The organism is Halovulum dunhuangense (genome assembly GCF_013093415.1).
In the GTDB taxonomy this organism is placed as follows: Bacteria; Pseudomonadota; Alphaproteobacteria; order Rhodobacterales; family Rhodobacteraceae; genus Halovulum; species Halovulum dunhuangense.
The window spans coordinates 1,205,437-1,227,654 of record NZ_JABFBC010000001.1; the positions used below are offsets into that span (position 1 = coordinate 1,205,437).

Annotated in this window: 23 protein-coding genes and 1 other RNA gene; 13 read left to right on the plus strand and 11 right to left on the minus strand. The window is 68.6% G+C overall.

Annotation, left to right across the window (positions count from 1 at the left end; genetic code table 11):
- Window positions 1–9: 9 nt before the first annotated feature.
- Window positions 10–687: an SOS response-associated peptidase gene (locus HMH01_RS05960; protein WP_171323385.1), complete on the plus strand. Its 678-nt coding sequence runs from the start codon at window positions 10–12 to the stop codon at window positions 685–687.
- Here HMH01_RS05960 and HMH01_RS05965 read toward each other — a convergent pair.
- From HMH01_RS05965 to HMH01_RS05985, 5 genes are read right to left on the minus strand one after another with little or no spacing between them, the layout of a single operon-like run.
- The gene (locus tag HMH01_RS05965; protein ID WP_171323387.1) at window positions 677–1,798 is read right to left on the minus strand and encodes a primosomal protein N' (replication factor Y) - superfamily II helicase; all 1,122 of its coding nucleotides are present in this window, start codon (window positions 1,796–1,798) and stop codon (window positions 677–679) included. The genes HMH01_RS05960 and HMH01_RS05965 overlap by 11 nt on opposite strands.
- Before the next feature lie 17 nt (window positions 1,799–1,815).
- On the minus strand, window positions 1,816–2,925 hold the full coding sequence (locus tag HMH01_RS05970; protein WP_171323389.1) for an SPFH domain-containing protein: 1,110 nt from the start codon (window positions 2,923–2,925) through the stop codon (window positions 1,816–1,818).
- 21 nt (window positions 2,926–2,946) lie between these two features.
- On the minus strand, window positions 2,947–3,882 hold the full coding sequence (locus HMH01_RS05975) for a DUF2927 domain-containing protein (protein WP_171323391.1): 936 nt from the start codon (window positions 3,880–3,882) through the stop codon (window positions 2,947–2,949).
- Window positions 3,883–3,887: 5 nt separating this feature from the next.
- Window positions 3,888–5,081, minus strand: a complete 1,194-nt coding sequence (locus HMH01_RS05980; RefSeq protein ID WP_171323393.1) for a toxic anion resistance protein — start codon at window positions 5,079–5,081, stop codon at window positions 3,888–3,890.
- Between the two features lie 36 nt (window positions 5,082–5,117).
- A complete protein-coding gene (locus HMH01_RS05985) occupies window positions 5,118–6,008 on the minus strand; it encodes a 5-bromo-4-chloroindolyl phosphate hydrolysis family protein (RefSeq protein ID WP_171323395.1) in 891 nt (296 codons plus the stop codon).
- 422 nt (window positions 6,009–6,430) lie between these two features.
- Here HMH01_RS05985 and HMH01_RS05990 point away from each other — a divergent pair, with 422 nt between their 5' ends.
- Window positions 6,431–6,634, plus strand: coding sequence for a cold-shock protein (locus HMH01_RS05990; protein WP_171323397.1), 204 nt, complete (start codon window positions 6,431–6,433; stop codon window positions 6,632–6,634).
- 53 nt (window positions 6,635–6,687) lie between these two features.
- Here the strand turns inward: HMH01_RS05990 and HMH01_RS05995 are convergent, their stop codons facing one another.
- The 4 genes from HMH01_RS05995 to HMH01_RS06010 form a co-directional block, all read right to left on the minus strand.
- Window positions 6,688–7,482, minus strand: a complete 795-nt coding sequence (locus HMH01_RS05995) for a hypothetical protein (RefSeq protein WP_171323399.1) — start codon at window positions 7,480–7,482, stop codon at window positions 6,688–6,690.
- A gap of 46 nt (window positions 7,483–7,528) precedes the next feature.
- Complete coding sequence (gene gatA / locus HMH01_RS06000; RefSeq protein ID WP_171323401.1) at window positions 7,529–9,016, minus strand: Asp-tRNA(Asn)/Glu-tRNA(Gln) amidotransferase subunit GatA; 1,488 nt, start codon at window positions 9,014–9,016, stop codon at window positions 7,529–7,531.
- A gap of 1 nt (window position 9,017) precedes the next feature.
- Complete coding sequence (gene gatC, locus HMH01_RS06005; RefSeq protein ID WP_171323402.1) at window positions 9,018–9,305, minus strand: Asp-tRNA(Asn)/Glu-tRNA(Gln) amidotransferase subunit GatC; 288 nt, start codon at window positions 9,303–9,305, stop codon at window positions 9,018–9,020.
- Between the two features lie 69 nt (window positions 9,306–9,374).
- On the minus strand, window positions 9,375–10,028 hold the full coding sequence (locus tag HMH01_RS06010; protein WP_171323404.1) for a ceramidase domain-containing protein: 654 nt from the start codon (window positions 10,026–10,028) through the stop codon (window positions 9,375–9,377).
- A 64-nt stretch (window positions 10,029–10,092) separates the two neighbouring features.
- Between HMH01_RS06010 and HMH01_RS06015 the strand changes: the two genes are divergently transcribed.
- Window positions 10,093–10,785, plus strand: a complete 693-nt coding sequence (locus tag HMH01_RS06015; protein ID WP_171323406.1) for a metal-dependent hydrolase — start codon at window positions 10,093–10,095, stop codon at window positions 10,783–10,785.
- 4 nt (window positions 10,786–10,789) lie between these two features.
- On the opposite strand, the gene HMH01_RS06020 is transcribed toward HMH01_RS06015, so the two are convergent.
- Window positions 10,790–11,248: a nucleoside deaminase gene (locus tag HMH01_RS06020; protein WP_171323408.1), complete on the minus strand. Its 459-nt coding sequence runs from the start codon at window positions 11,246–11,248 to the stop codon at window positions 10,790–10,792.
- Between the two features lie 54 nt (window positions 11,249–11,302).
- Between HMH01_RS06020 and HMH01_RS06025 the strand changes: the two genes are divergently transcribed.
- The gene (locus tag HMH01_RS06025) at window positions 11,303–12,232 is read left to right on the plus strand and encodes a pseudouridine synthase (protein ID WP_171323410.1); all 930 of its coding nucleotides are present in this window, start codon (window positions 11,303–11,305) and stop codon (window positions 12,230–12,232) included.
- Here HMH01_RS06025 and HMH01_RS06030 read toward each other — a convergent pair.
- Window positions 12,156–12,776, minus strand: coding sequence for a hypothetical protein (locus HMH01_RS06030; RefSeq protein ID WP_171323412.1), 621 nt, complete (start codon window positions 12,774–12,776; stop codon window positions 12,156–12,158). The two genes, HMH01_RS06025 and HMH01_RS06030, sit on opposite strands and share 77 nt — an antisense overlap.
- Before the next feature lie 30 nt (window positions 12,777–12,806).
- On the opposite strand from HMH01_RS06030, the gene HMH01_RS06035 reads away from it, so the two are divergent.
- The 9 genes from HMH01_RS06035 (at window position 12,807) to mraY (ending at window position 22,169) form a co-directional block, all read left to right on the plus strand.
- Complete coding sequence (locus HMH01_RS06035; RefSeq protein ID WP_246237356.1) at window positions 12,807–13,499, plus strand: N-acetylmuramoyl-L-alanine amidase; 693 nt, start codon at window positions 12,807–12,809, stop codon at window positions 13,497–13,499.
- 8 nt (window positions 13,500–13,507) lie between these two features.
- An RNA gene (gene rnpB, locus HMH01_RS06040) (RNase P RNA component class A) lies at window positions 13,508–13,882 on the plus strand.
- 577 nt (window positions 13,883–14,459) lie between these two features.
- On the plus strand, window positions 14,460–14,963 hold the full coding sequence (mraZ, locus tag HMH01_RS06045) for a division/cell wall cluster transcriptional repressor MraZ (RefSeq protein WP_171323413.1): 504 nt from the start codon (window positions 14,460–14,462) through the stop codon (window positions 14,961–14,963).
- A gap of 3 nt (window positions 14,964–14,966) precedes the next feature.
- Window positions 14,967–15,980, plus strand: coding sequence for a 16S rRNA (cytosine(1402)-N(4))-methyltransferase RsmH (rsmH, locus tag HMH01_RS06050; RefSeq protein WP_171323415.1), 1,014 nt, complete (start codon window positions 14,967–14,969; stop codon window positions 15,978–15,980).
- Window positions 15,977–16,324: a cell division protein FtsL gene (gene ftsL / locus HMH01_RS06055; protein ID WP_171323417.1), complete on the plus strand. Its 348-nt coding sequence runs from the start codon at window positions 15,977–15,979 to the stop codon at window positions 16,322–16,324. Before rsmH ends, ftsL begins: the two co-directional genes overlap by 4 nt.
- Window positions 16,321–18,111: a peptidoglycan D,D-transpeptidase FtsI family protein gene (locus tag HMH01_RS06060; RefSeq protein WP_171323419.1), complete on the plus strand. Its 1,791-nt coding sequence runs from the start codon at window positions 16,321–16,323 to the stop codon at window positions 18,109–18,111. Before ftsL ends, HMH01_RS06060 begins: the two co-directional genes overlap by 4 nt.
- 15 nt (window positions 18,112–18,126) lie before the next feature.
- Complete coding sequence (locus tag HMH01_RS06065; protein WP_171323421.1) at window positions 18,127–19,635, plus strand: UDP-N-acetylmuramoyl-L-alanyl-D-glutamate--2,6-diaminopimelate ligase; 1,509 nt, start codon at window positions 18,127–18,129, stop codon at window positions 19,633–19,635.
- Window positions 19,632–21,083, plus strand: coding sequence for a UDP-N-acetylmuramoyl-tripeptide--D-alanyl-D-alanine ligase (locus HMH01_RS06070; protein ID WP_171323423.1), 1,452 nt, complete (start codon window positions 19,632–19,634; stop codon window positions 21,081–21,083). Before HMH01_RS06065 ends, HMH01_RS06070 begins: the two co-directional genes overlap by 4 nt.
- A complete protein-coding gene (mraY, locus tag HMH01_RS06075; RefSeq protein ID WP_171323425.1) occupies window positions 21,084–22,169 on the plus strand; it encodes a phospho-N-acetylmuramoyl-pentapeptide-transferase in 1,086 nt (361 codons plus the stop codon).
- Window positions 22,170–22,218 lie beyond the last annotated feature (49 nt).

Consider the following 22,218-nt stretch of genomic DNA (forward strand, 5'->3'; position numbering starts at 1 on the left):
CTCTGCACCATGTGCGGACGCTTCACCCTGACCGCGCCGGTCGCGGCGCTCGAAACCCTGTTCGAGGCCGAGGCGGGGGATGTGACGGACATGCCCCGGCACAATATCTGCCCGACGCAGGACATCGCCGTGGTCGTGGCCCATGCGGGCGCGCGCCACATCGTGCCGATGCGCTGGGGCTTCATCCCGCGCTGGTACAAGACCCCGTCGGACGGCCCGCTGCTGATCAACGCCCGGTCCGAGACCATCGCCGGGAAGCCCGCCTTTCGCGACGCCTGCCGCACCCGGCGCTGCCTGATCCCGGCGAGCGGCTTCTACGAATGGACCGCCACCGCCGGCAAGGGCAAGGAACCGTGGTATATCCATCCCGCCGCACCCGATGATGGCGTGATCGCCTTTGCAGGGGTCTGGCAAAGCTGGACCGCGCCGGAGGGCAAGCGGCTGGTGACCGCCGCCATCGTGACGACGGCCGCGAACGAAAGCCTGGCCCCCGTGCATCACCGCATGCCCGTGATCGTCGCGCCCGAGGACTGGGCGCTCTGGCTGGGCGAGGCGGGGAAGGGGGCGGCCACGCTGATGCGCCCCGCGCCCGAGGATCTGCTGACCCGGCACCGGGTGTCCACACGGGTGAACGGGATGAAGGCCGAGGATCCCGAACTGATCGCGCCGCTGCCCGCTACTGCGTGACGGCGACGACATAGCCCACGGCGGCCGCAACCGTCACCAGCAGCACCACCGCCACCGCGATCTTCCAGGCCGACCAGGGGCGTTCCCCCTGCACGGCGCCGGTGCGCGCGTTGACCACGAACCGATAGGTCTGGCCGTTGTACTTGTAGGCGGCCAGCCACACGGGCAGCAGCACATGCTTGAAGGTCAGCCCGGAGATGTCCGTTTCCACCCGGCCGATCTGCTGCCGGTCGCCGCCGATATCGAAGCGGATGTCGCGGCGGATCTGCGCCTCCATGATGGCGCGGGCCTCGGCATAGCCCTCTTCCAGCGGCACCTGGTAGGCCTCGGCCCGGAAGCCGGCCAGGTATTCCGGCGCATAGGGCATGAGCCCGTGCAGATCCCACGGCGCCAGCGCGTCGGTGTACTGCTTTGGCAGGCTGCGCGAGGCCAGCACCAGCACGTCGTCGAAGAACCGCGCCACGCGCCCCGATACAGGCGTCCAGCGGACCTTGGCCACCTGTTGCGACCGCGTCTGCGGCTTGCCGTTGACCATGACGCGGACCATCCGCGTCTCGTGATGGACGATGCCGCGCTGCCCGGTGTAGCGGGTCTTCGTGTCCGCGTCATAGGTCCAGTAGGGGACATAGATGCCCTGCATCCGGCGCCCCTTGCGGGCATAGTCGGTCAGGCCCGAGGGGGCGAACCACAGCCGGCCCAGCCAGCGGGTCATCGCGTCCCGCGCCTCGCGCTCGGTCAGCAGGAAGGGCAGGACGCCGCGCGGCTTGATGTGGCGGTGGGTGCCGGTGTCGGTCACCACCGGCGTCGCGCAGAAGGGGCATTCGGCCGCGTGGGTGTCCGGGTCGAACTCGACCTGCGCGCCGCAGGACGGGCAGGAGGAAACGCGCGTCTCCTCCATCTCGGCCTCGGGCAGTGTCCTGTCCACGGCGGCGGCGAAGTCCTGTTCGGCCAGTGTCTTCGCGCCGCCCCAGGGGCCGCTCGCCTCGCCCTCGATCTCCTGCTCGGCGCCGCAATGGTCGCAATGCAGAAGGGTGGTTCCGGGCAGGTAGCGCAGGTCCGACCCGCAGGTGGGGCAGGGGAAGCGGTGTTCCTCGATCCGGGCTTCGGTCATATCGGGAAGGCGATCCCTCAGTCTGCGGGCGGCGGGGGCGGCGGCATCACGGTGAAGAGCTGCGCAAGCTCGTTCACCTCTCCGGCGCGCTGCCAGCCGTCAAGCCCCTGCGTCCATACATGCGTCTCGCGGGTGAGCGCGCCCTGTGCCGCCATCTTGCCCAGATCCGCGCGACTGAACGGGCCCTGCGTCTGGCCGCCGCTGGCGATGTGCCACACCTTCTCGACCGGGGGCGGCGGCGGGGCGGCCTGTCCGGGCGACTGGCCCCAGGCGCCGGGCTGGCCCATCATCTGCCCCGCCATCGCCATGCCCATGCCCGCCCCAAGACCCGCGGCCATGCCGCCGCCCGCCGGGTTCCCGGCGGCATCGGTCATCGCCTCGGCGGCGGAGAACTGGGTGTAGCGGCTCAGGTCGCCCACGATCCCCATCGAGGTCCGCTTGTCGAGCGCCTTCTCCACCGCCTCGGGCAGCGAGATGTTCTCGATGTAGAAGGCGGGCAGCGCGATGCCGTATTCCGCCAGAAGCGGCGAGACGCGATCGGCGATCAGCTTGCCCAGGTCATGGGTATTGGCCGCCATGTCCAGCACCGGGATCCCCGAAGAGGCGATCACCTGCCCGAACTTCGCGACGATGATGTTGCGGATCTGGTAGCTGATCTCGTCGGTTGTGAACTCGCCGTCGGTGCCCACGATCTCGCGCAGGAACAGGGCGGGGTCGATCACCCGCATCGTGTAGGTGCCGAAGGCGCGGATGCGCACCGGGCCGAATTCCGGATCGCGGCACATGATCGGGTTCTTGGTGCCCCATTTCAGGTCCTGGAACCGGGTCGTGTTGACGAAATAGACCTCGGACTTGAAGGGCGAGTTGAAGCCGTGATCCCAGTGCTGAAGCGTGGTCAGGATCGGCATGTTGTTGGTCTCGAGCATGTAGAGACCGGGGGTAAAGACGTCCGCAAGCTGGCCCTCGTGCACGAAGACGGCGGCCTGCCCCTCGCGCACGGTCAGCTTGGCGCCGTACTTGATCGCGTTGCCCCGCCGCTCGAAGCGCCAGACCAGCGTGTCGCGGGTGTCGTCGGTCCATTCGATGACGTCGATGAACTCGCCGGAAATGAAATCGAACAATGCCATCGGTTCTTCTCCCGTGCTGTCCTACGACCCCGAGGCGGGGTCCGTTACCAGTCTGGCGCCGCTGGCCCGCGCCGCGTCGCGCGCGATTGCGGGCAGTAGCGGGCGTGCCTGCTGCAATGTAATGCCCGCCCGCAGGCGCCGATCATAGAGCATCCTGAGCAGTATCTCGTCATGTGTCGTCAGCAGCGCGAATTCCTCGTCGTCGTTGAATATCGAGGGCCGCACCGTGGGGCTGTCGTTCAGAAGCCCCAGCGCCTGCGTCATCTCTTCATGGAAGCAGGAGCGGCGCAAGATGCCGCGATGCTCGGCCTTGATCAGCGCGACAGCGACGGCGATGCCCCCGTTGCGCCGGTCCGGACCGAAGACGCTGGCGGAACAGAGCAGCGCGGGGGGCGAGTTCTCCAGATCCACGGCGACCTGGACAGGCAGATCCTCCTGCGCGCGGATGCGCTGTGCCATGGCTCTCTGCTCGTCGCGCGCAAGCACGAGGACGAGGAAGTTGATCTCGCCATCGGGCACATAGCGGATATCGAGCCCGGTGAGCCTGCGATACCGCCGCAGCAGGTCCTGGACCTCGGCCATGTCGTCGGCACGCTGATCCTCGGCAACGCTTTCGCCAAAGATGACGCCGACCCGGACCGGCCCTTCCCAGCGGGTCAGCGGGATGGCGGCTGCGGTCTGTTCGGGCCGCCGGCCGGTCTGGCTGAACTCGGAGACGAAGGCGATGTCGGCGAAATTCCGGGTCAGCAGCGACAGGCTGAGCGGCGCGTCGGACGGCGTTGCGTCCGTCCGCAGCCCGCCGGCATTCTCGATGGCGCGGGCGGTATCCGCGTAAAGCCCCTCCAGCGCGGGTCCGCGAAGGTCCGGCGCAACCGGTTCCGGCGCGCAGGCGGACAGCGCTGCAAGTGCCGCCGCGCCGCACAGGTGGCGCGACGTCGTGAAGGGGGTCCGGATCATCGGCCCTATGCGTCTGGCACGGTGCCGCCGATCGTTGCGCCGGGCTTGTCGGACCGGGCGCGGGCGGCCGCGAGGGTGGTCTTCAGCTCCGCCTCCATCGCGATCAGCTCCTTCTCGGCCTCGGAGCGGCGTTTCTTGCCCTCGTCGGCGATGGCAAGGCTTTCCTCGATCGTTGCGATCAGGTCCGAATTGGCCTTCTTGATCGCCTCGATGTCGAAGACGCCGCGCTCCATCTCCTTGCGGATCTCGGCGTTGGCGGTCTTGAGGTTGGCGGCGTTGGCGGTCAGCAGCTCGTTTGTCAGGTCGGTCGCCTCGCGCACCGCGCCCGCCGCCTCGCGCGAGCGGTGGATCGTCACCGCCTGGGCGAGCTGCGTTTCCCACAGCGGCACGGTGTTGACCAGGGTGGAGTTGATCTTGGTGACCAGGCTCTTGTCGTTCTCCTGTACCAGCCGGATCGAGGGCAGGGACTGCATGGTGACCTGGCGCGTCAGCTTCAGGTCGTGCACGCGGCGTTCCAGGTCGTCGCGGGCGGCCCGCAGGTCGCGCAGCTCCTGCGCCCTGAGCACGCCCTCGTTCTCGGGCGCCTCGGCGACCTCGTGCTCCTTGCGGGGGATGTCCTCGGCGTCGAGGCGGCGGATCTTTTCCTCACCGGCCGCGATGTAGAGCGCCAGCTCGTCATAGAATTCGAGCGTCTTCTCGTAGAGCTTGTCGAGCGACTTGATGTCCTTCAGCAGCACATGCTCATGGGTGAGCAGGTTTTCGGTGATGCGGTCGATCTGGCCCTGCACAGATTCGTATCGCGCCATGAACTCGGCCATGGGCTTCGTCTTGCCCAGAAGCCGTTCCCACCAGCTGAGCTTGCGGTTCGGGTCCAGTTCCGACACCGAGAAGCCCCGGATCGAGGTCACGATCTCGCGCAGGCTGGCGCCGGCGGGGCCGGTGTCCTTGTTCTTGACCCCTTGCAGCATCTCCTGGCTGATGACCTGCAACTCGGCCTGCGCCTTCGATCCGAACTGGATGATCGACTGCGTGTTGCCGACATCCAGTTCCGCGATGCGCCGCTCGATCTCGGCCCTGGTCGCCTCGTCGGCCTGCTCGATCGGCACCAGCTCTCCCCTCGGCTCGGGCAACAGGGCGCGGGTCACGTCCTCTACCTCGTTCAGCGCGTCTTGTGCCCGGCTGCGAACATCTTCTGACATATGCCTTTCCCCTCTCCGTTCATGGCGCGGCAGCCGCTACAGGCCATCGCGTTGCAATCTCTCGCGCAGCACCTCGATCTCGACATCGAGTGCCACCTTGTCGTCGCGCAGCAGCTCGTCCCGGTGCTGACGGAAGCTTGCCTCCAGATCGTCGAGCAGCGCCTCGTATTCGGCCCGCGCGGCCGCATCGCGGTTGCGGCTGTAGAGTTCCGCAAAGCGGCGCGTCGCGTCGCGCGCGCCGACCAGATAGATCGACAGGAACTTGCGGGCGCGGGTCAGGTCGCGGGGGTCCGCCTCGACCGTGCGGAACACGTCGCGCACGGCGCTGAGCATCTTCTCCACCCGCGCCTCGAGATGGCGGTCGCCGACGCCGCGAACGGATGTCAGGATGTCGGCCACGGTTTCCTCTGCCGCGTCCAGGGCGCGGGCGACGCGGTCGATGTCGAACTCGGACGCGCCTTCCATGCCCTTGCGCTTCATGGGATCCAACCCGAAGGCGAGCACCTGTGCCGCGCCCGCCGCCGCGGCAAAGATCAGCCCGCCAAGGATGCCGCTGCCCCCGGCAAGGCCCGCCGCAAGAAAGATGCCGAGCGTGGTGGCCACGGCCGCGAACATCTTGCGCGGGATCGCCGGCGGGCGCGCCACCGCGCGGGCGTGATAGGCCTCTTCGGCGCGGCGCCCCTCGTTCAGCAGCACGGCCGAGAGCATCAGAATCCCGAAGGCGCCAAGCTCGACGGCCATGCCGGTCGCATCGCCCTGCATCACCTCGCCGAGGCCGGCGAACAGAAGTGGCAGTGGCACCAGGTACATGGCCCGCGCGGCGATGCTGACATTCTGCGCCCGGCGCCCGCGAAAGCGCGCGCCCGCGTCGGGCTGCGGCGTGGTCGGGCCGCCGGGGCTGTAGGTGCCGCCATAGCGCTTCGCCATCAGAACGCCCCCGCCCCGAAAGCCCGGAAGCCGGTGAACAACACGATCGCCAGCAGGATCACGGCAGCGGTCCGTTGGAGGGTGCGGTCGTTCATCGTCGAAGGCTCCTTTCCCCAGGCTGACGCTAACACGCTGATCGCATGGCACATAGGTATTCCGGCGCAGGGATACGAGCCTGCGGCACCCGGGCGCTGCAAGTGTGGGGTGCATCCTGCACAGAAATTCAGCGCAAACCCGCCGCGCCCTCTCTGCGGGCCGGTCGCACACGCGTCTTCGTTGAGTGGTGGGCGTGATTCGGTCTAGCCTGTCAACGCTTCGGGTCGCCGTCGGACGTGGGGGCCGTCAGGTACTGGGCCAGCCTGGCGCGACACAGCAGAAGGACCGCGGCATGTTGCGGCGGCAAGGCAAGATTGGACTCTGAAATGGCAAAAGGCACCGTCAAGTGGTTCAACACCGAAAAGGGCTACGGCTTCATCCAGCCCGAAGGTGGTGGCAAGGACGTGTTCGTCCATATCACGGCGGTTCAGGCTGCGGGCCTGAAGACACTTACCGATAACCAGCCCATCGAGTACGAACTGCGCGAAGGGCGCGACGGGAGGCAGATCGCCGGCGATCTGAAGGTCTGACCCCCACATCCGGTTCTGCAAGGGCTGCGCGCCGATGCCGGCGCGCAGCATCCTCAGAACTGGAGCCGGCGGTACCGCTCCGGATCGAACTCGCAGGCGAACCCGTCGCCATCCGGGTCGAGGTTGAAGCGGTCGGTTTCAGGCCCGCCATTCGCAAGGAACTGGCGCTGCGCCTCGTCGTTGGTCTCGAAGCGGCGGCAGACCGAGGCCGACTGGATCCGGCTGCGGAAGGCGGGGCGGTTGTAGCGCTTGGTCCCTACCGGGTGCGTGGTCTCGCGCGCGAAGGCCACGACATTGGCGTTGATGTCCTGCTGCGGCACCGGCATCGGCTCGACCACGACCAGCTGGCTTTGCGCCGCCTCGCGCATCTGCTGAGCCACCGCGCGCTGGCGCTCCTGCACCTCCAGCGAGCTGGCGTTCAGGTCGATGCTCTGGTCGTTGGGGTCGATGCCCATGTCGCCCGCGACCAGGACGTCCCCCACCTGCGCGACCGGCGTTCCCGGCGGCGGCGGCGCACCCGGCGGCAGGATCGCCCCCGACGTCGTGGTGTTGGTGCCCTGAAGCGCGGCGGTCACGTCGCGGGCCAGCGCGGCGTTCGGATCCGGATCGACGCTGAGCGCGCTGGCCGGGCCGCCCTCCATGCCCGGTGTGCCCGCCATCATCGGCTGACCGAAAGCCGGCTGTCCGGGCTGAGTGCCGGTCGAGGGCAAGGTCGAGATCGAATCCGTCGGCGGCACGAAGCGCGCGGGCGGCGGCGGGTCGAAATAGCCCTGTCCGCCGGCGGGCGCGCTGTTGTCGCAGGCGGCAAGCGCCGCGAGAAGCCCAATCAGTGAAGCCGTTCGTTTCATGCCCGATCCTCGCTTGGCCGCTGTCCTGAGCGCAAACCCGGCCCAGTCACCACCACTTTTGCGCATGATGCGCAAAACCGGCGGCGTTTTCCAGCGCGTAGGCGGTATTCAGCAGGTCCGCCTCTTCCCATGGCCGCCCGATCAGCTGGAGCCCCAGCGGCAGGCCGCGCGCGTCGAGCCCGGTGGGGACGCTGATGCCGGGCAGGCCTGCCAGGTTCACGGTCACGGTGAACACGTCGTTCAGATACATCCGGATCGGGTCGGCATCCGCCATCTCGCCGATGCCGAAGGCGGCCGAGGGGGTGGCGGGCGTCAGGATGGCGTCGATGCCCTCGGCATAGACGTTCTCGAAGTCGCGCTTGATAAGCGTGCGGACCTTCTGCGCCTTCTTGTAATAGGCGTCGTAATACCCCGCCGACAGCACATAGGCGCCGATCATCACCCGGCGTTGCACTTCCGGGCCGAAGCCCTCGGCGCGGCTGCGCTCGTACATCTGGACGATGCCCTCGCCCTGCCGGATCTTGGCACGGTGGCCGTAGCGCACCCCGTCATAGCGAGCCAGGTTCGAGGATGCCTCGGCGGGCGCGATGACGTAGTAGGCGGGCAGCGCGTATTTCGTGTGCGGCAGCGAGATATCCACGATCTCGGCACCCGCGTCGCGCAGCATCGCAGCCCCGTCGGACCACAGCTTCTCGATCTCGGCGGGCATGCCATCCACGCGGTACTCTTTCGGGATGCCGATCTTCTTGCCCCGGATGTCGCCGGTCAGCGCCGCCTCGAAATCCGGCACGGGGATGTCGGCAGAGGTCGAGTCCTTCGGGTCGTGCCCGGCCATGGCGCCCAGCATGATCGCGGCGTCGCGCACGGATTTCGTCATCGGCCCCGCCTGGTCGAGCGACGAGGCGAAGGCGACGATCCCCCAGCGCGAGCAGCGGCCGTAAGTCGGCTTCAGCCCCACCGTTCCGGTGAAGGCGGCGGGCTGGCGGATCGACCCCCCGGTATCGGTTCCGGTCGCCGCAAGGCACAGGTCGGCCGCCACCGCCGCGGCCGACCCGCCCGAGGATCCGCCGGGCGTGAGCGCGGCGTCCGAGCCTTGTGCCCGCCACGGGTTGATCGCGGGGCCGTAGACCGAGGTCTCGTTGCTGCTGCCCATGGCGAACTCGTCCATGTTCAGCTTGCCCAGCATCACGGCGCCGGCGTCCCACAGGTTCTGCGTCACGCTCGACTCGTAGGGCGGGCGGAACCCTTCCAGGATGCGCGAGGCCGCCTGGGTCTGGACGTCGCGGGTGGCGAACAGATCCTTGATGCCGAGCGGGATACCGCACATCGCGGGCGCATCCCCCGCCTTCAGTCGCGCATCGGCCGCTGCCGCCTGCGCGCGCGCCTGCTCGGCAGTCATGGCGATATAGGCGTTCAGCGGTGCCGCGGCTTCCGCTGCGGACAGGCAGGCCTCGGTCAACTCGGTCGCGGTGATCTCGCCCTTGCGCAGCTTGTCGCGGGCATCGGCGATGGTCAGGGCGTTCAGCTGGGTCATGTCACTCAACCACCTTGGGCACGGCGAAGAAGCCCTCGCGGGCGTCGGGGGCGTTGCGCAGGATATCCGCCTGCCGGTCGCCATCCGTCACCGCGTCTGCGCGGCGCTTCAGGGTCATCGGCGTGACCGAGGTCATCGGCTCCACGCCCTCGACATCGACCTCGTTCAACTCGTCCATGAAATCCAGGATCCGCGACAGGTCACGGGCCAGCGGTTCGAGCGCCGCTTCCTCCACCTCGATCCGGGCGAGATGGGCGACGCGGCGCGCGGTTTCCTTGTCGATCGCCATTTTTGCTCTCCTTGGGTCGCGGCGGGTTTAGCCGCCGGCGGTCAGTGGCGCAAGGGCCGCACGCCCCGCTCAGCGGGGCGCGGGCACATGCCGGTGCAGGACCATGATCATCCAGCCCAGCATGATCCCGTTCAGCGTGTGCCACAGGAAATGCGTACCCAGCGGAAAGACGCTGCAGACCGCCTCGTCGATGGTGCGGAAGAACAGCGAGGCGAGCAGGATCCCCGCGCCGATCGCCATGCCGCGCGCGGTTTCCGGCGCGGATCGCCACAGGGCCGCCGCGAAGCCCAGAATCAGGATCGGCACCGGGACGTAGCCCAGCGACCCGTTCAGCCCGCCGGTGATCGGCCGGAGTCCCGCCACGACAAGGAAGGCGTAGGGAAAGAACGCCACCACCGCCGCGCCCCCGGCCCAGAGCGGCAGCTGGAAGAAACGCACCGTCGCGAAGAACAGATAGGCCAGGATGAACAGCTGGATCGGCAACGTGTCGGCCAGCAGCGCCCAGCGGGTGGCATAGGTGTGGAACAGGAAAGACCCGATGCCGATGGCGGCCAGTATCGCCACCAGCACCCGGGCGCCCGGATCGCGCTTGCCGCCCAGCATCGCCCAGACCACTATGGCGGCGATCATGAAGGAGGCGTTGGTGACGGCGTTCACGGGTTCCGACCAGAAGGCGAAATCGACCCTTTCGCAGTAGTTGTCCGTCTGGCCCATCCAGTCCATCGAGCGTCTCCTTGATTTCGACAGGTCGCGTGCTTGATAACAACCTCGGACATAGGAGGAACACATGAAAATCACATGGTTGGGACATTCCGGTTTTCGCATCGAGATCGCGGGCCAGGTGCTGCTGGTGGATCCGTGGCTGACCGGAAACCCGATGTTCGAGGGCAAGGACCGCGCCGCCGCCATCGCGGGCGCCACGCATATCCTTGTCAGCCACGGCCATGGCGATCACACGGGCGATACTGTCGCGCTTGCCAAGGAGCTTGGCGTGCCCGTGGTGGGCATCTACGACCTGATGTCCTGGTGGGCCGAGGCCGAGGGGATCGACACCGTCGGCTTCAACAAGGGGGGCACGGTGAAGCTGGGCGACGTCGCGGTGACGCTGGTCAATGCCTGCCATTCCTCGTCGCTGGGGGGCGCGAACGGGCCGGTCTATGCCGGGGGCGAGGCAGGCTTCATGATCGCGGGCGAGGGCCATGTGATCTATTTCTCGGGCGATACCGACATCATGGCCGACATGGAATGGATGGGCGACCTGCACAGACCCGATATCGGCATCCTCTGCGTGGGCGGCCATTTCACCATGGATCCGGCGCGGGCCGCCTATGCGGCCAGGCGCTATTTCGACTTCAAGACGATCATCCCCTGCCACTACCGCACCTTTCCGCTCTTGGCGCAGGACGCGAAGCCGCTGGCCGATGCGCTGCCGGGCGTGGATGTGCGCGAGCCCCAGGTGATGCAGCCGATCGAGCTGTGATCCCTCAGCCGGGCCTGAGCCCGGCGAAGAACTCCCGAAGGAGGGCGCTGCACGCGGCCTCCTCCAGGCCGGGATAGACGTCCGGCACATGATGCGCCTGCGGGTGGGAAAAGACCCGCGGCCCCTGCTCGACGCCGCCGGACTTGGGGTCGTGCGCGCCATAGTAGAGCCGGGCGATGCGGGCGAAGGATATGGCCGCGGCGCACATGGGGCAGGGCTCCAGCGTCACCCACAGATCGAGGCCCGGCAGCCGTTCCGAGCCGCGCGCGGCGCAAGCTTCGCGAAGCACGAGTATCTCGGCATGGGCGGTCGGGTCCGACAATTCGCGCGTCCGGTTGCCGGCCCGGGCGATCACGCTGCCGGTCGCGGGATCCACCAGAACCGCGCCCACCGGCGTCTCGCCCCGCGCGGCGGCGGCGCGGGCCTCTTCGAGGGCGATATCCATGTAGCTGGTGAAACGCATGACGCCGCAGTTTCGGGGATTGCGCGCGGGCGCACAAGGGCGCTAGGTGAGCGAATGACCCAGGATCCCGAACGCATTGCAAAGCGGCTGGCCCGCGCCGGTATCGCCTCTCGCCGCGAGGCGGAGCGCATCATCGAAGAGGGCCGCGTCGCGGTGAACGGGCGGCGGATCGACAGCCCGGCGCTGAACGTGCTGCCCGGCGATGTCATCACGCTGGACGGCAAGCCCATTGCCGAACCCGAGCCGGTTCGCATGTGGCGCTATCACAAGCCCGCGGGGCTGGTGACGACCACGGCGGACGAGAAGGGGCGCAAGACCATCTTCGATGCCCTGCCCGAGGACATGCCGCGGGTGATGAGCGTGGGCCGGCTCGACCTGAGTTCCGAGGGGCTGCTGCTGCTGACCAATGACGGCGATCTGAAGCGACGGCTGGAACTTCCCTCGACCGGCTGGCTGCGCAAGTACCGTGTCCGCGCCAAGGGCGAGCCGACCGTCGACATGCTGGAGCCGCTGCGCAAGGGCATGACCATCGATGGCGAGCGCTTTGCCCCGATGCAGGTCGAGATCGACCGCCAGCAGGGCGCCAACGCCTGGCTGACCATCGGCCTGCGCGAGGGCCGCAACCGCGAGATCCGCCGCGCGCTGGAAGCCGTCGGGCTGGAGGTGAACCGGCTGATCCGCATATCCTACGGGCCGTTCCAGCTGGGCGAGTTGCCCCGCGGCGCGGTCGAGGAAATCCGTCCCAAGGTGCTGCGCGACCAGCTGGGCATCAAGCGCGAGCCGGACAAGCCGGCGCCCAAGGCGCCTGAAAAGCCGGCGCCCAAGGCCCGCACCGTTGCGCGGCCGGGCGCCAAGCCGAAACCGGGCAAGCCCGGCCCGGACGCGCCGCGCCCCGGCAAGCCTCCGGTCAGGGGTGGGGCAAAGGGTGGTGCCCCGAGGGGCGCGGGGCCGAAGGGTGCCAGGCCGGGGCGTACCCGGTCCTGAGCACGGCAACGCTCGCCGCTGGTGTCAGCAGCGCGCATGGGCCTGACGGCAGTTCCTCGGCCGGGCCATAGCCTTCGGGCGTCCATTCCATCGCCATCCCGCCAAGGATTGCCAGCATCCGCTGGCCCGAACGCACCATCGCGCCGTCGGGCAGATCCCCAGGCGACACGCGGGGCCTGGGGCCAAGGCGTTTTGCATGAAGCACGCGGTCGATCGCATCGGCGCTGTCCGCGCCAGGAAAGCTCCGGGCGAAGGCGCGCGCGGCCTTGCGCCGACATTCGAAGCAGGGTCGGTGGCCCGCGGCCAGCGCGGTCACCTCGTCGAGGAAGAACAACTCGGTATAGCCTGCGCCCATCACGTTGCGGTGGCGGTCCTTGAAGCTAAGGGTACAGATGATCCAGCGGCGCGAGACCCAGCGACGCGCGCCCAGCCCGCGCGCGGCATCGTGCAGCCGCCCGCCGCGGTTGCCCATCATCGTGCCGCGCATCGGGTGGGCGACAATGTCTCCGTCTGGCAGGACACGGTTCTGCAGGGGGCTGGACATGGGGCGGTTCTGGTGCCTTTGCTCTGGCGCATGGAAGTGATCGACCACCTCTCGCCCAATTGCAACGCCCGCCGTCACGGCGGGCCGCCCGACATGGTGGTGTTGCACTATACCGCCATGCCGACGGCCGAGGACGCGCTCGCGCGGCTCTGCGCGCCCGAGCATCAGGTCTCTGCCCACTGGCTGATCGCCGAGGATGGGCGTGTCTGGCGCATGGTGCCCGAGGAACTGCGCGCCTGGCATGCGGGGGCCGGTGCGTGGGGGGCGGTCGGGGATGTCAATTCCCACTCCATCGGGATCGAGCTGGCCAATACCGGCGCGCACCCCTTCCCCGAGCCGCAGATGCGCGCGCTCGAGGCGTTGCTTTCGGGCGTGCTGGCGCGCTGGCGGATCCCGCCCGAGCGGGTCATCGGCCATTCCGACATGGCGCCCGACCGGAAGTCGGATCCGGGACCGCGCTTCGACTGGCGCCGCCTTGCGCGCGCCGGCCTGTCGGTCTGGCCCGGAAACGGGGCGCAGGGCGGGCAGGGGCCGGCGCGCTTCATGGAAGCCGCGCGGCGCTTCGGCTATGCGTTTCCCCTCGAGCAGGTGCTGCCGGCCTTTCGGCTGCGGTTCCGGCCCTGGCGCCTGGATGCGCCGCTGGAGGCGGAAGATATCGCGCTGATCGAGGCGCTCGCGCGCCGCTATCCCTGTCTTGACCCGGACCGCGCCAATCCCCATTAAGACGCTGTGCGGATGGCTGGATGGCCGCGTCCCCGAAAGGGGCCGAGGAAAGTCCGGACTCCACGGAGGAACGGCGCCGGGTAACGCCCGGCCGGCGAGAGCCGAGGGAAAGCGCCACAGAGAACAGACCGCCCCCGGCGAAAACCGGGGGTAAGGGTGAAACGGTGGGGTAAGAGCCCACCGCGCGACTGGCAACAGGAGCGGCACGGCAAGCCCCGCCGGGAGCAAGGCCAAATAGGGACCGCGCGCGGGAAACCGCAGGGGCGCCTCTGCCCCGAGCAGGTCCGGGTTGGCTGCTTGAGCCAGGCAGCGATGCCTGGCCCAGAGGAATGGTCATCGGGGCGCAAGCCCTACAGAATCCGGCTTACAGGCCATCCGCACAATCCGATCCCCTCGAAGCACGGAAACGGCATGGGAAACCATGGCCCGCCGACTTCGGCTTGCCCGCGATTCACGCCGGATCTGTGGATAACTTCGGGGATAATGCCCGTGAACCTGTGCATATTGCCCTGCGGCGGGGCTTGGTCTGGAAAATTATGGGACGGCGCCCCACTGCAAGCGGCGTCTAGATATGGTGGTGCCGAAGTATAGGCATACCACTATTCGGAAATTGATCGCGCCAGCGCCGCATCAAGGCCACCATGGCGCAGGAAAATAAGGCTCTGTGGGTTGTTGTGGGTAATTTTCCCATTGATTTGCACGAAATCCCATGAGATACCTTTTTCCACGGAAGGATGCGGTCACGGCATCACGGGGCACCAGATCCCGGAGCGACATAAAACGAGCAGGTTTCATACAGGCCCGCACCCTTCCGCAGATTACGGGCGTTCCGGCGCAGATTGGCTGGCGAGCAGGCTGGTGCGCAATCGGAGGCGACCAGACGAAGATCGGGGGCGGTCAGTGCCAGCAAGAGCACGGCCGCCCTTTTTCATGGGCCGACGGGCCCGGGCAGGGTGAGGCGTGGCACGACGTTTCAGAGGCGAAAGCGTCCACAAGGTGGATGGCAAGGGGCGGGTCTCGATACCGGCCCCGTTTCGCCGTGTCCTCGAAGAGGGCGACCCTGACTGGCAGTCCGGCCAGAATCCCAACCTGGTGCTGATCTACGGCATACCCGGCAAGCCATGCCTCTGGGGATTTTCCATCGAGGGCATCGAGCGGCTGGACGAGGAAATCGAGAAGCTCGGCCGCTTCTCGCGCGAGCGCGCCTTTCTGGAGCGTGCGATCAACACCCAGTCCACCTATGCCCAGGTGGACGAGAACGGGCGCATCGTGCTGTCCGCGAAGCTGCGCGACATGATCGGCGTGGAGGGCGAGGTCACATTTGCCGGGATGGGCGACAAGTTCCAGGTCTGGGAGCCATCTGCCTATGCCGCCGACATGGAGGCCTGCATGGCAAGCGTCGGCCCGATGGGCGGGCCTGACGATCCCTTCGCCCTTCTCGACCGGGCCGGGCGGGGAGACTGACCCATGACCCCGGCGCAGGCGACCCCCGATCCCCATATCCCGGTCCTGCTGCAGCCGATCCTCGAACGGGCGGCGCCGGTCACCGGCACCTGGCTTGACGGCACCTTCGGCGCGGGCGGCTACAGCCGGGCGCTGCTGGCCGCAGGCGCGTCCCGGGTGATCGGCGTGGACCAGGACCCCGAGGCGTTCGAGCGTGCGGCCGCGTGGGCTGGCACTTGCGGCGACCGGCTGGCGCTGGTGGCGGGCAACTTCGCCGATCTCGACCGGCTGGCCGAACAGGCGGGCGCGCTGCCTCTGGATGGCGTCGTGCTCGATATCGGGGTCAGCTCGATGCAGCTCGACCAGGCCGAGCGCGGGTTTTCCTTCGCCAAGGACGGGCCGCTCGACATGCGCATGGCGCAGGCCGGGCCATCGGCCGCGGATCTTGTGAACACACTGCCCGAGGCGCAGCTTGCCGACATCCTGCACCAGTATGGCGAAGAGCGCGCGTCGCGGCGCATCGCGCGGGCCATCGTTACGGACCGCAAGTCCACGCCCTTCACCCGGACACGCCAGCTGGCCGGCCTGATCGAGCGGATCATGCCGCGCCCCAAACCGGGCCATCCGCATCCCGCGACCCGCAGCTTCCAGGCCCTGCGCATCGCCGTCAACGACGAGCTGGGCGCGCTTGCCCGCGGGCTGATGGCGGCGGAACGGGCGCTCAGGCCGGGCGGGATCCTTGCGGTCGTGACGTTCCACTCGCTCGAGGACCGGATCGTGAAGCGCTATCTGCGCGATGCCAGCGGCGGGGCCGCGCGGGCCAGCCGACACATGCCCGAGACCGAGGAACTCGCGCCGCGCTTCGCGCTGCTGACCCGCAAGGCGGTCGAGCCGGACGCGGAGGAACTTGCGGCGAACCCGCGCGCGCGCTCTGCGCGGCTGCGGATGGCACGGCGTACGGACGCGCCCGCCGCCGCCGCCGACCTTAAGACCCTCGGACTGCCTTCCATCGCCCTGAGACAGGAGACGCGTGCATGAGGACGTTGCTCTATCTCGCTGCCTGCGCCCTGGTGGTCGTGTTCGGCTACTGGGCCTACCAGGTGAACTACGCCACCCAGGATGCCGTGCGCCATGTCGAGCGGCTGCGCCAGGACATCCAGCGCGAGCGCCAGGCGATCGCGGTGCTGAACGCCGAATGGGCCTATCTGAACCGGCCCGACCGGCTGCGCGCGCTGGCCGAGGAATATTTCGCCGAATTGCAGCTCATGCCCATGAGCGCCGATCACTTCGGCGATCCGTCCATGGTGGCCTATCCCCCGGCCGAGGATTCCGACAGGCTGGCGGAAGACGTGCTTCAGGCCGTGCTGGAGGGGCGGCCATGATCCGCCGCCCGCTGCGCCCACTGGCCCGCGTCATCGACGCGCGTGCCCATGGCGAGAACCCCGACCTGATCGAGGCGGAAGAGCGCGCCGCCCGCATGCGCCAGCGCCACAAGGCGGAACGCCAGCGTGCCGAATACCGGCTGCTGATGCTGGCGGCGGTCTTCGTGCTGGCCTTCGGCACGGTCGCGGCCCGGATGTCGGTGCTGGCGGCCTCGGACCCGGCAGAGCCCCTGGCGGGGCTGAGCGGCACGCAGATCGTGGCGCAGCGGGCCGATATCGTGGATCGCAACGGCGCGATCCTTGCCACCAACATGCAGACCGCCTCGCTTTACGCGCAGCCCCACCTGATGGTGGACAAGCCCGCCGCCGCGGCGGGGCTGGCCCGCATCTTTCCCGATCTGGACGAGACGGACCTGCTGCGCCGCTTCTCGGGCGGATCGAAGTTCATCTGGATCAAGCGTTCGCTTTCGCCCGAGCAGCAGCAGGCCGTGCACGATATCGGCGAGCCGGGGCTTCTGTTCGGCCCGCGCGAAATGCGGCTTTACCCCAACGGACGGCTGGCCGCGCATATCCTGGGCGGCTACCGCTACGGGCGTGAAGGGGTCCACGCGGCCGAGGTGATCGGGGTGGCGGGCGTCGAGCGCGAGTTCGACGCATATCTCCGCGACCCCGCCGAGGAGGGAAAGCCGCTCGAGCTGTCGATCGACCTTTCGGTGCAGGCCGCGGTCGAACAGGTGCTGGCAGGCGGCATGCGGCTGATGAACGCCAAGGGCGCGGCGGCGGTGCTGATGGAGGCGAAGACCGGGCAGATCATCGCCATGGCCTCGCTTCCCGACTTCGACCCGAACCAGCGCCCGGTTCCGCCCACGACGGGTGATCCCTCGGACAGCCCGATCTTCAACCGCGCCGCGCAGGGCGTGTACGAGCTTGGGTCCACCTTCAAGATATTCGCCGTGGCGCAGGCGCTGGAACTGGGCCTCTACCGCCCCGAGTCGATGATCGATACCGAAAGCCCGATGCGCTGGGGCCGGTTCCGGATCAGCGATTTCCGGAATTACGGCGACCAGAACACCATGCGCGACGTGATCGTGAAATCCTCGAACGTCGGCACCGCGCGTATCGCCCTGGAGATCGGCGGCGAGCGGCAGCGCGCCTTCCTGGAGCAGCTGGGCTTCGGCGAGCCGGTTCCCGTCACCCTGCCGGAGGCGGGGCGCACCAAGCCGCTGATCCCGGCGCGCTGGTCGGAAATCTCGACCATGACGATCAGCTACGGCCATGGGCTTGCCGCGACGCCCCTGCATCTGGCCACGGCCTATGCGACGGTCGTCAACGGCGGGCTGCGCGTGCGCCCGAGCCTGCTGAAATCGACGCCACACCCGACCGAGGCCGATCGCGTCCTCTCGGCGGCGACGTCGGCGGAAATCCGCTCCATGCTCCGCGAGGTGGTGACGCGGGGCACGGCGACGCTGGCCGATGTTCCGGGCTACCGGGTCGGGGGCAAGACCGGCACGGCCGACAAGCCCAAGCACACCGGCGGATACCATGAGGACAAGGTGATCGCGACCTTCGCCTCGATCTTTCCCGCCGACGATCCGCAATATGTGCTGATCGTCACCCTGGACGAACCCGAGGATCGCACCGGACGCGAGCCGCGCCGGACCGCCGGCTGGACCGCCGCGCCGGTCGGCGCCGAGATCATCCGCCGGATCGCCCCGTTGATGAACATGCGCCCCTTGCCTAAAGAGACGCCCGAGACGGCCCGGATGGTGCGGGCCGGAAACGGCTGAGGGGGCGGCCGCGGCATGGGCGAGGGAACCGAACGGGTACGCGAGATCGAGGCGCTGGGCATCCTGACCGGCGCCCGGCGCGCCGGCGACTGGTCCGGCGCGGGCGGGATCACCGGCCTGTCGGTGGACAGCCGCAAGACCCTGCCGGGCCACCTGTTCGCGGCGCTGCCGGGAACCAGGATGCACGGCGCGGAGTTCATTCCCTACGCGATCCGCATGGGCGCCGCGGCGATCCTGACCGACGAGGCGGGCCTGGCGCTGGCCGAGGCCGAGGCGCCCCTTGCGCTGCCGGTCATCGTCCATCGCGACCCGCGGCTTGCACTCGCGCGGGCCGCCGCCGCCTGGTACGGCGCCCAGCCCGAGACGATGGTTGCGGTGACGGGGACCAACGGCAAGACCTCTGTCGCCAGCTTCACCCGCCAGATCTGGGAACATCTGGGCGTCCGCGCGGTCAATTTCGGCACCACGGGGGTCGAGGGGGCGTTGGCGCGGCCCCTGACGCACACCACGCCCGAGCCGCTGACATTGCACAGGCTTCTGGCCGAGCTTGCGGACGAGGGGATCACCCATGCCGCGATGGAGGCGTCCTCGCACGGGCTGGCGCAGCGCCGGCTGGACGGGGTGCGGCTGCGGGCTGCGGGTTTCACGAACATCACCCGCGACCACCTCGATTACCATCCGACCTTTGCCGACTACCTCGAGGCGAAGTCGGGGCTGTTTACCCGGGTGCTGCCGAAGGACGGGGTCGCGGTCCTCAACATCGACGATCCCGCCGGGCGCGTGCTGGCAGAGCAACTTGCGGCGCGCGGGCAACGCGTGATCCGCGTGGGCGCCGACGAGGGGGCCGACCTGCGTATCCTCGGCACCCGGTTCGACGCGACCGGACAGGATCTGCGGTTTTCCTGGCAGGGGGCCGCGCATGTCGTCCGCCTGGGCCTGATCGGTGGCTTCCAGGGGGCGAACGCGCTTGTCTCGGCTGGGCTCGCCATCGGCTGCGGGGCAGAGCCCGGCGACGTGTTCGCGGCCCTCCCCGCACTCAGGACCGTGCGCGGCCGGATGGAGCGGGCGGCGGTGCGCAGGAACGGCGCTGCGATCTATGTCGATTACGCCCATACCCCCGATGCGCTGGCGACCGCGCTCCGGGCGATGCGCCCGCATGTCATGGGGCGGCTGATCGTCGTGTTCGGTGCGGGCGGTGATCGCGACCCGGGCAAGCGCCCGATGATGGGGCAGGCCGCGCGCGAGAATGCCGACCTGGTCTATGTGACCGACGACAACCCGCGCAGCGAGGATCCCGCCACCATCCGCAAGGCGATCATGGAAGCGGTGCCCGAGGGCAACGAGATCGGCGACCGCGCCGCCGCGATCCTGGCGGCGGTGGACGCGCTTCAGCCCGGGGACACGCTGCTGATCGCGGGCAAGGGGCACGAGACGGGCCAGATCGTCGGCGACGACGTGTTGCCCTTCGACGATGCCGAGCAGGCCAGCATCGCGGTGGCAGCCCTGGAAGGGCGGCTCGCATGAGCCCGCTCTGGACCGCGGCCGAGGCCGCCGCCGCGACCCATGGTCAGCGCCTGGGCCGCGACTGGGTGGCCAGCGGCATTTCCATCGACACCCGCACGCTGCAGCCGGGCGATCTGTTCGTGGCGCTGCGCGATGTCCGTGATGGCCATGATTTCGTGGCGCAGGCCTTCGAGAAGGGGGCCGCGGCGGCATTGGTCAGCCGCAGGCCGGACGGCGTGGCCGCGGACGCGCCCCTGCTTGTGGTGGGGGACACCCTGGCCGGTCTGCGCGGGCTTGCCGCGCGGGCGCGGGCGCGCTGCCGGGCCCGGGTCGTGGCCGTGACGGGCTCGGTCGGCAAGACCTCCAGCAAGGAGATGCTGCGCACTGCCTTGTCCGCGCAGGGACCCACCCATGCCTCGGAGAAAAGCTACAACAACCACTGGGGCGTGCCGCTGACACTGGCGCGGATGCCGCGTGCGACGCGCTTTGCCGTCATCGAGATCGGCATGAACGCCCCGCGCGAGATCGCGCCGCTCTCGCGCCTTGCGCAGCCGCATGTGGGTCTGATCACCACCGTGGCGCCAGTGCATCTTGCGGCATTCGGGACAGTCGAGGGGATCGCCGCCGAAAAGGGCTCGCTTGCCGAGGGCGTGGTCGAGGGTGGGCGCATGGTCCTGCCGCGCGACATCGCCACCTGGCCAGTTGTGGCTGCCGCCGCGCGCCGGGCGGGGCTGTCGATCACCACCTTCGGGCGTGAGGCCGGGGCCGACTACCGGCTGGAAGAGGTCCACATGACCGAGGCCGCCACGACGGCCAAGGCCACCTGCCGGGGCCGTCCGCTGATGTTCCGGCTGGACCAGCCGGGGCAGCACCTGGCCGGAAACGCGTTGGGCGTGCTGGCCGCGGTGGAGGCGCTGGGCGCCGATCTGGGCAAGGCGGCGCTGGAACTGGCCAGCTGGTGTGCCCCCGAGGGGCGTGGCGCGCGCTGGGAAATCGCGCTGGGCCCGGGCGGGCTGGACGGGTCGGTCCGGCTGATCGACGAAAGCTACAACGCGAACCCCGCCGCGATGGCGGCCGCCTTCGAGGTGTTCGCCCTGACCCATCCGCAGGACGGGCTTGGCCGTGTCTCTCGCGGGCGGCGGATCGCGTTTCTGACCGACATGCTCGAACTGGGCGAGGATGCGCCGGCGATGCACGCAGCCCTCGCCGATCTGCCGACGATGGAGTCGGTGACGCTTGTCCATTGCGCGGGGCCGCTGATGAAGGCGCTGCACCACGCGCTGCCCGAGCGGCGGCGCGGCCAGTGGTACGAGAGTGCGGCAGAGCTTGCGGCGCGCGTGCCGCGGCTGGTAGACGCCGGCGATGTCGTGATGTGCAAGGGCTCGAACGGCTCGAAGGCCAGCCTTCTGGCAGAAGCCGTGCGCAATCTGGGCGCGGCGCGCCCGCTGGACGGGCAAGGAGCGGACTGAATGCTGTATTTCCTGAAATTCCTGTCTGACGGCGGCGATGTCTTCAACCTGTTCAACTACATAACCTTCCGCGCCGGCGGTGCCTTTCTCACGGCGCTGATCTTCGGGTTCCTCTTTGGCCGGCCGCTGATCAACTTCCTCAAGCTCAAGCAGAAGAAGGGCCAGCCGATCCGCGCCGACGGACCCGAGAGCCACCTGGTCACCAAGGCCGGCACGCCCACGATGGGCGGGCTGCTGATCCTGTCGGCGCTGGTGATCTCGACTCTCCTGTGGGCGCGGCTCGACAACGGGTTCGTCTGGCTGGTGCTGTTCGTCACGCTGGCCTTCGGGCTGATCGGCTTTGCCGACGACTATTCCAAGGTCACCAAGCAGAATGTCGCGGGGCTTTCGGGCAAGGTGCGCCTGGCGATCGGCTTCGTCATCGCGGCGCTTGCGGCGATATGGGCGATGTATCTGCACCCCGAGACGCTGACCGGGCAGCTGGCCTTTCCGGTGTTCAAGGACGCGCTTCTCGACCTTGGCGTCCTGTTCATACCCTTTGCGATGATCGTGATCGTGGGCGCGGCCAATGCCGTCAACATGACCGACGGGCTGGACGGGCTTGCCATCATGCCGGTGATGATCGCGGGCGGGTCGTTCGGGATCATCGCCTATGTGGTGGGACGGACAGACTTCACCGAATATCTGGAGGTCCACTACGTTCCCGGCACCGGCGAGATCGCGATCTTCATCGCGGCGCTGATCGGGGGCGGGCTGGGGTTCCTGTGGTACAACGCGCCGCCCGCGGCCGTGTTCATGGGCGACACCGGCTCGCTGTCCCTGGGCGGGGCGCTGGGTGCGATCGCGGTGGCGACCAAGCACGAGATCGTGCTCGCCATCATCGGCGGTCTCTTCGTGGTCGAGGCGCTGTCGGTCATCGTCCAGGTCGCCTATTACAAGCGCACGAAGAAACGCATCTTCCTGATGGCGCCGATCCACCATCATTTCGAAAAGAAGGGCTGGGGCGAGGCGCAGATCGTGATCCGGTTCTGGATCATCAGCGTGATCCTTGCCCTGATCGGGCTGGCCACGCTGAAGCTGCGCTGAGCCCGCTTCCGGCCCGGCCCGGAGCGCGCTAGAAATCCTTGCATCCGCA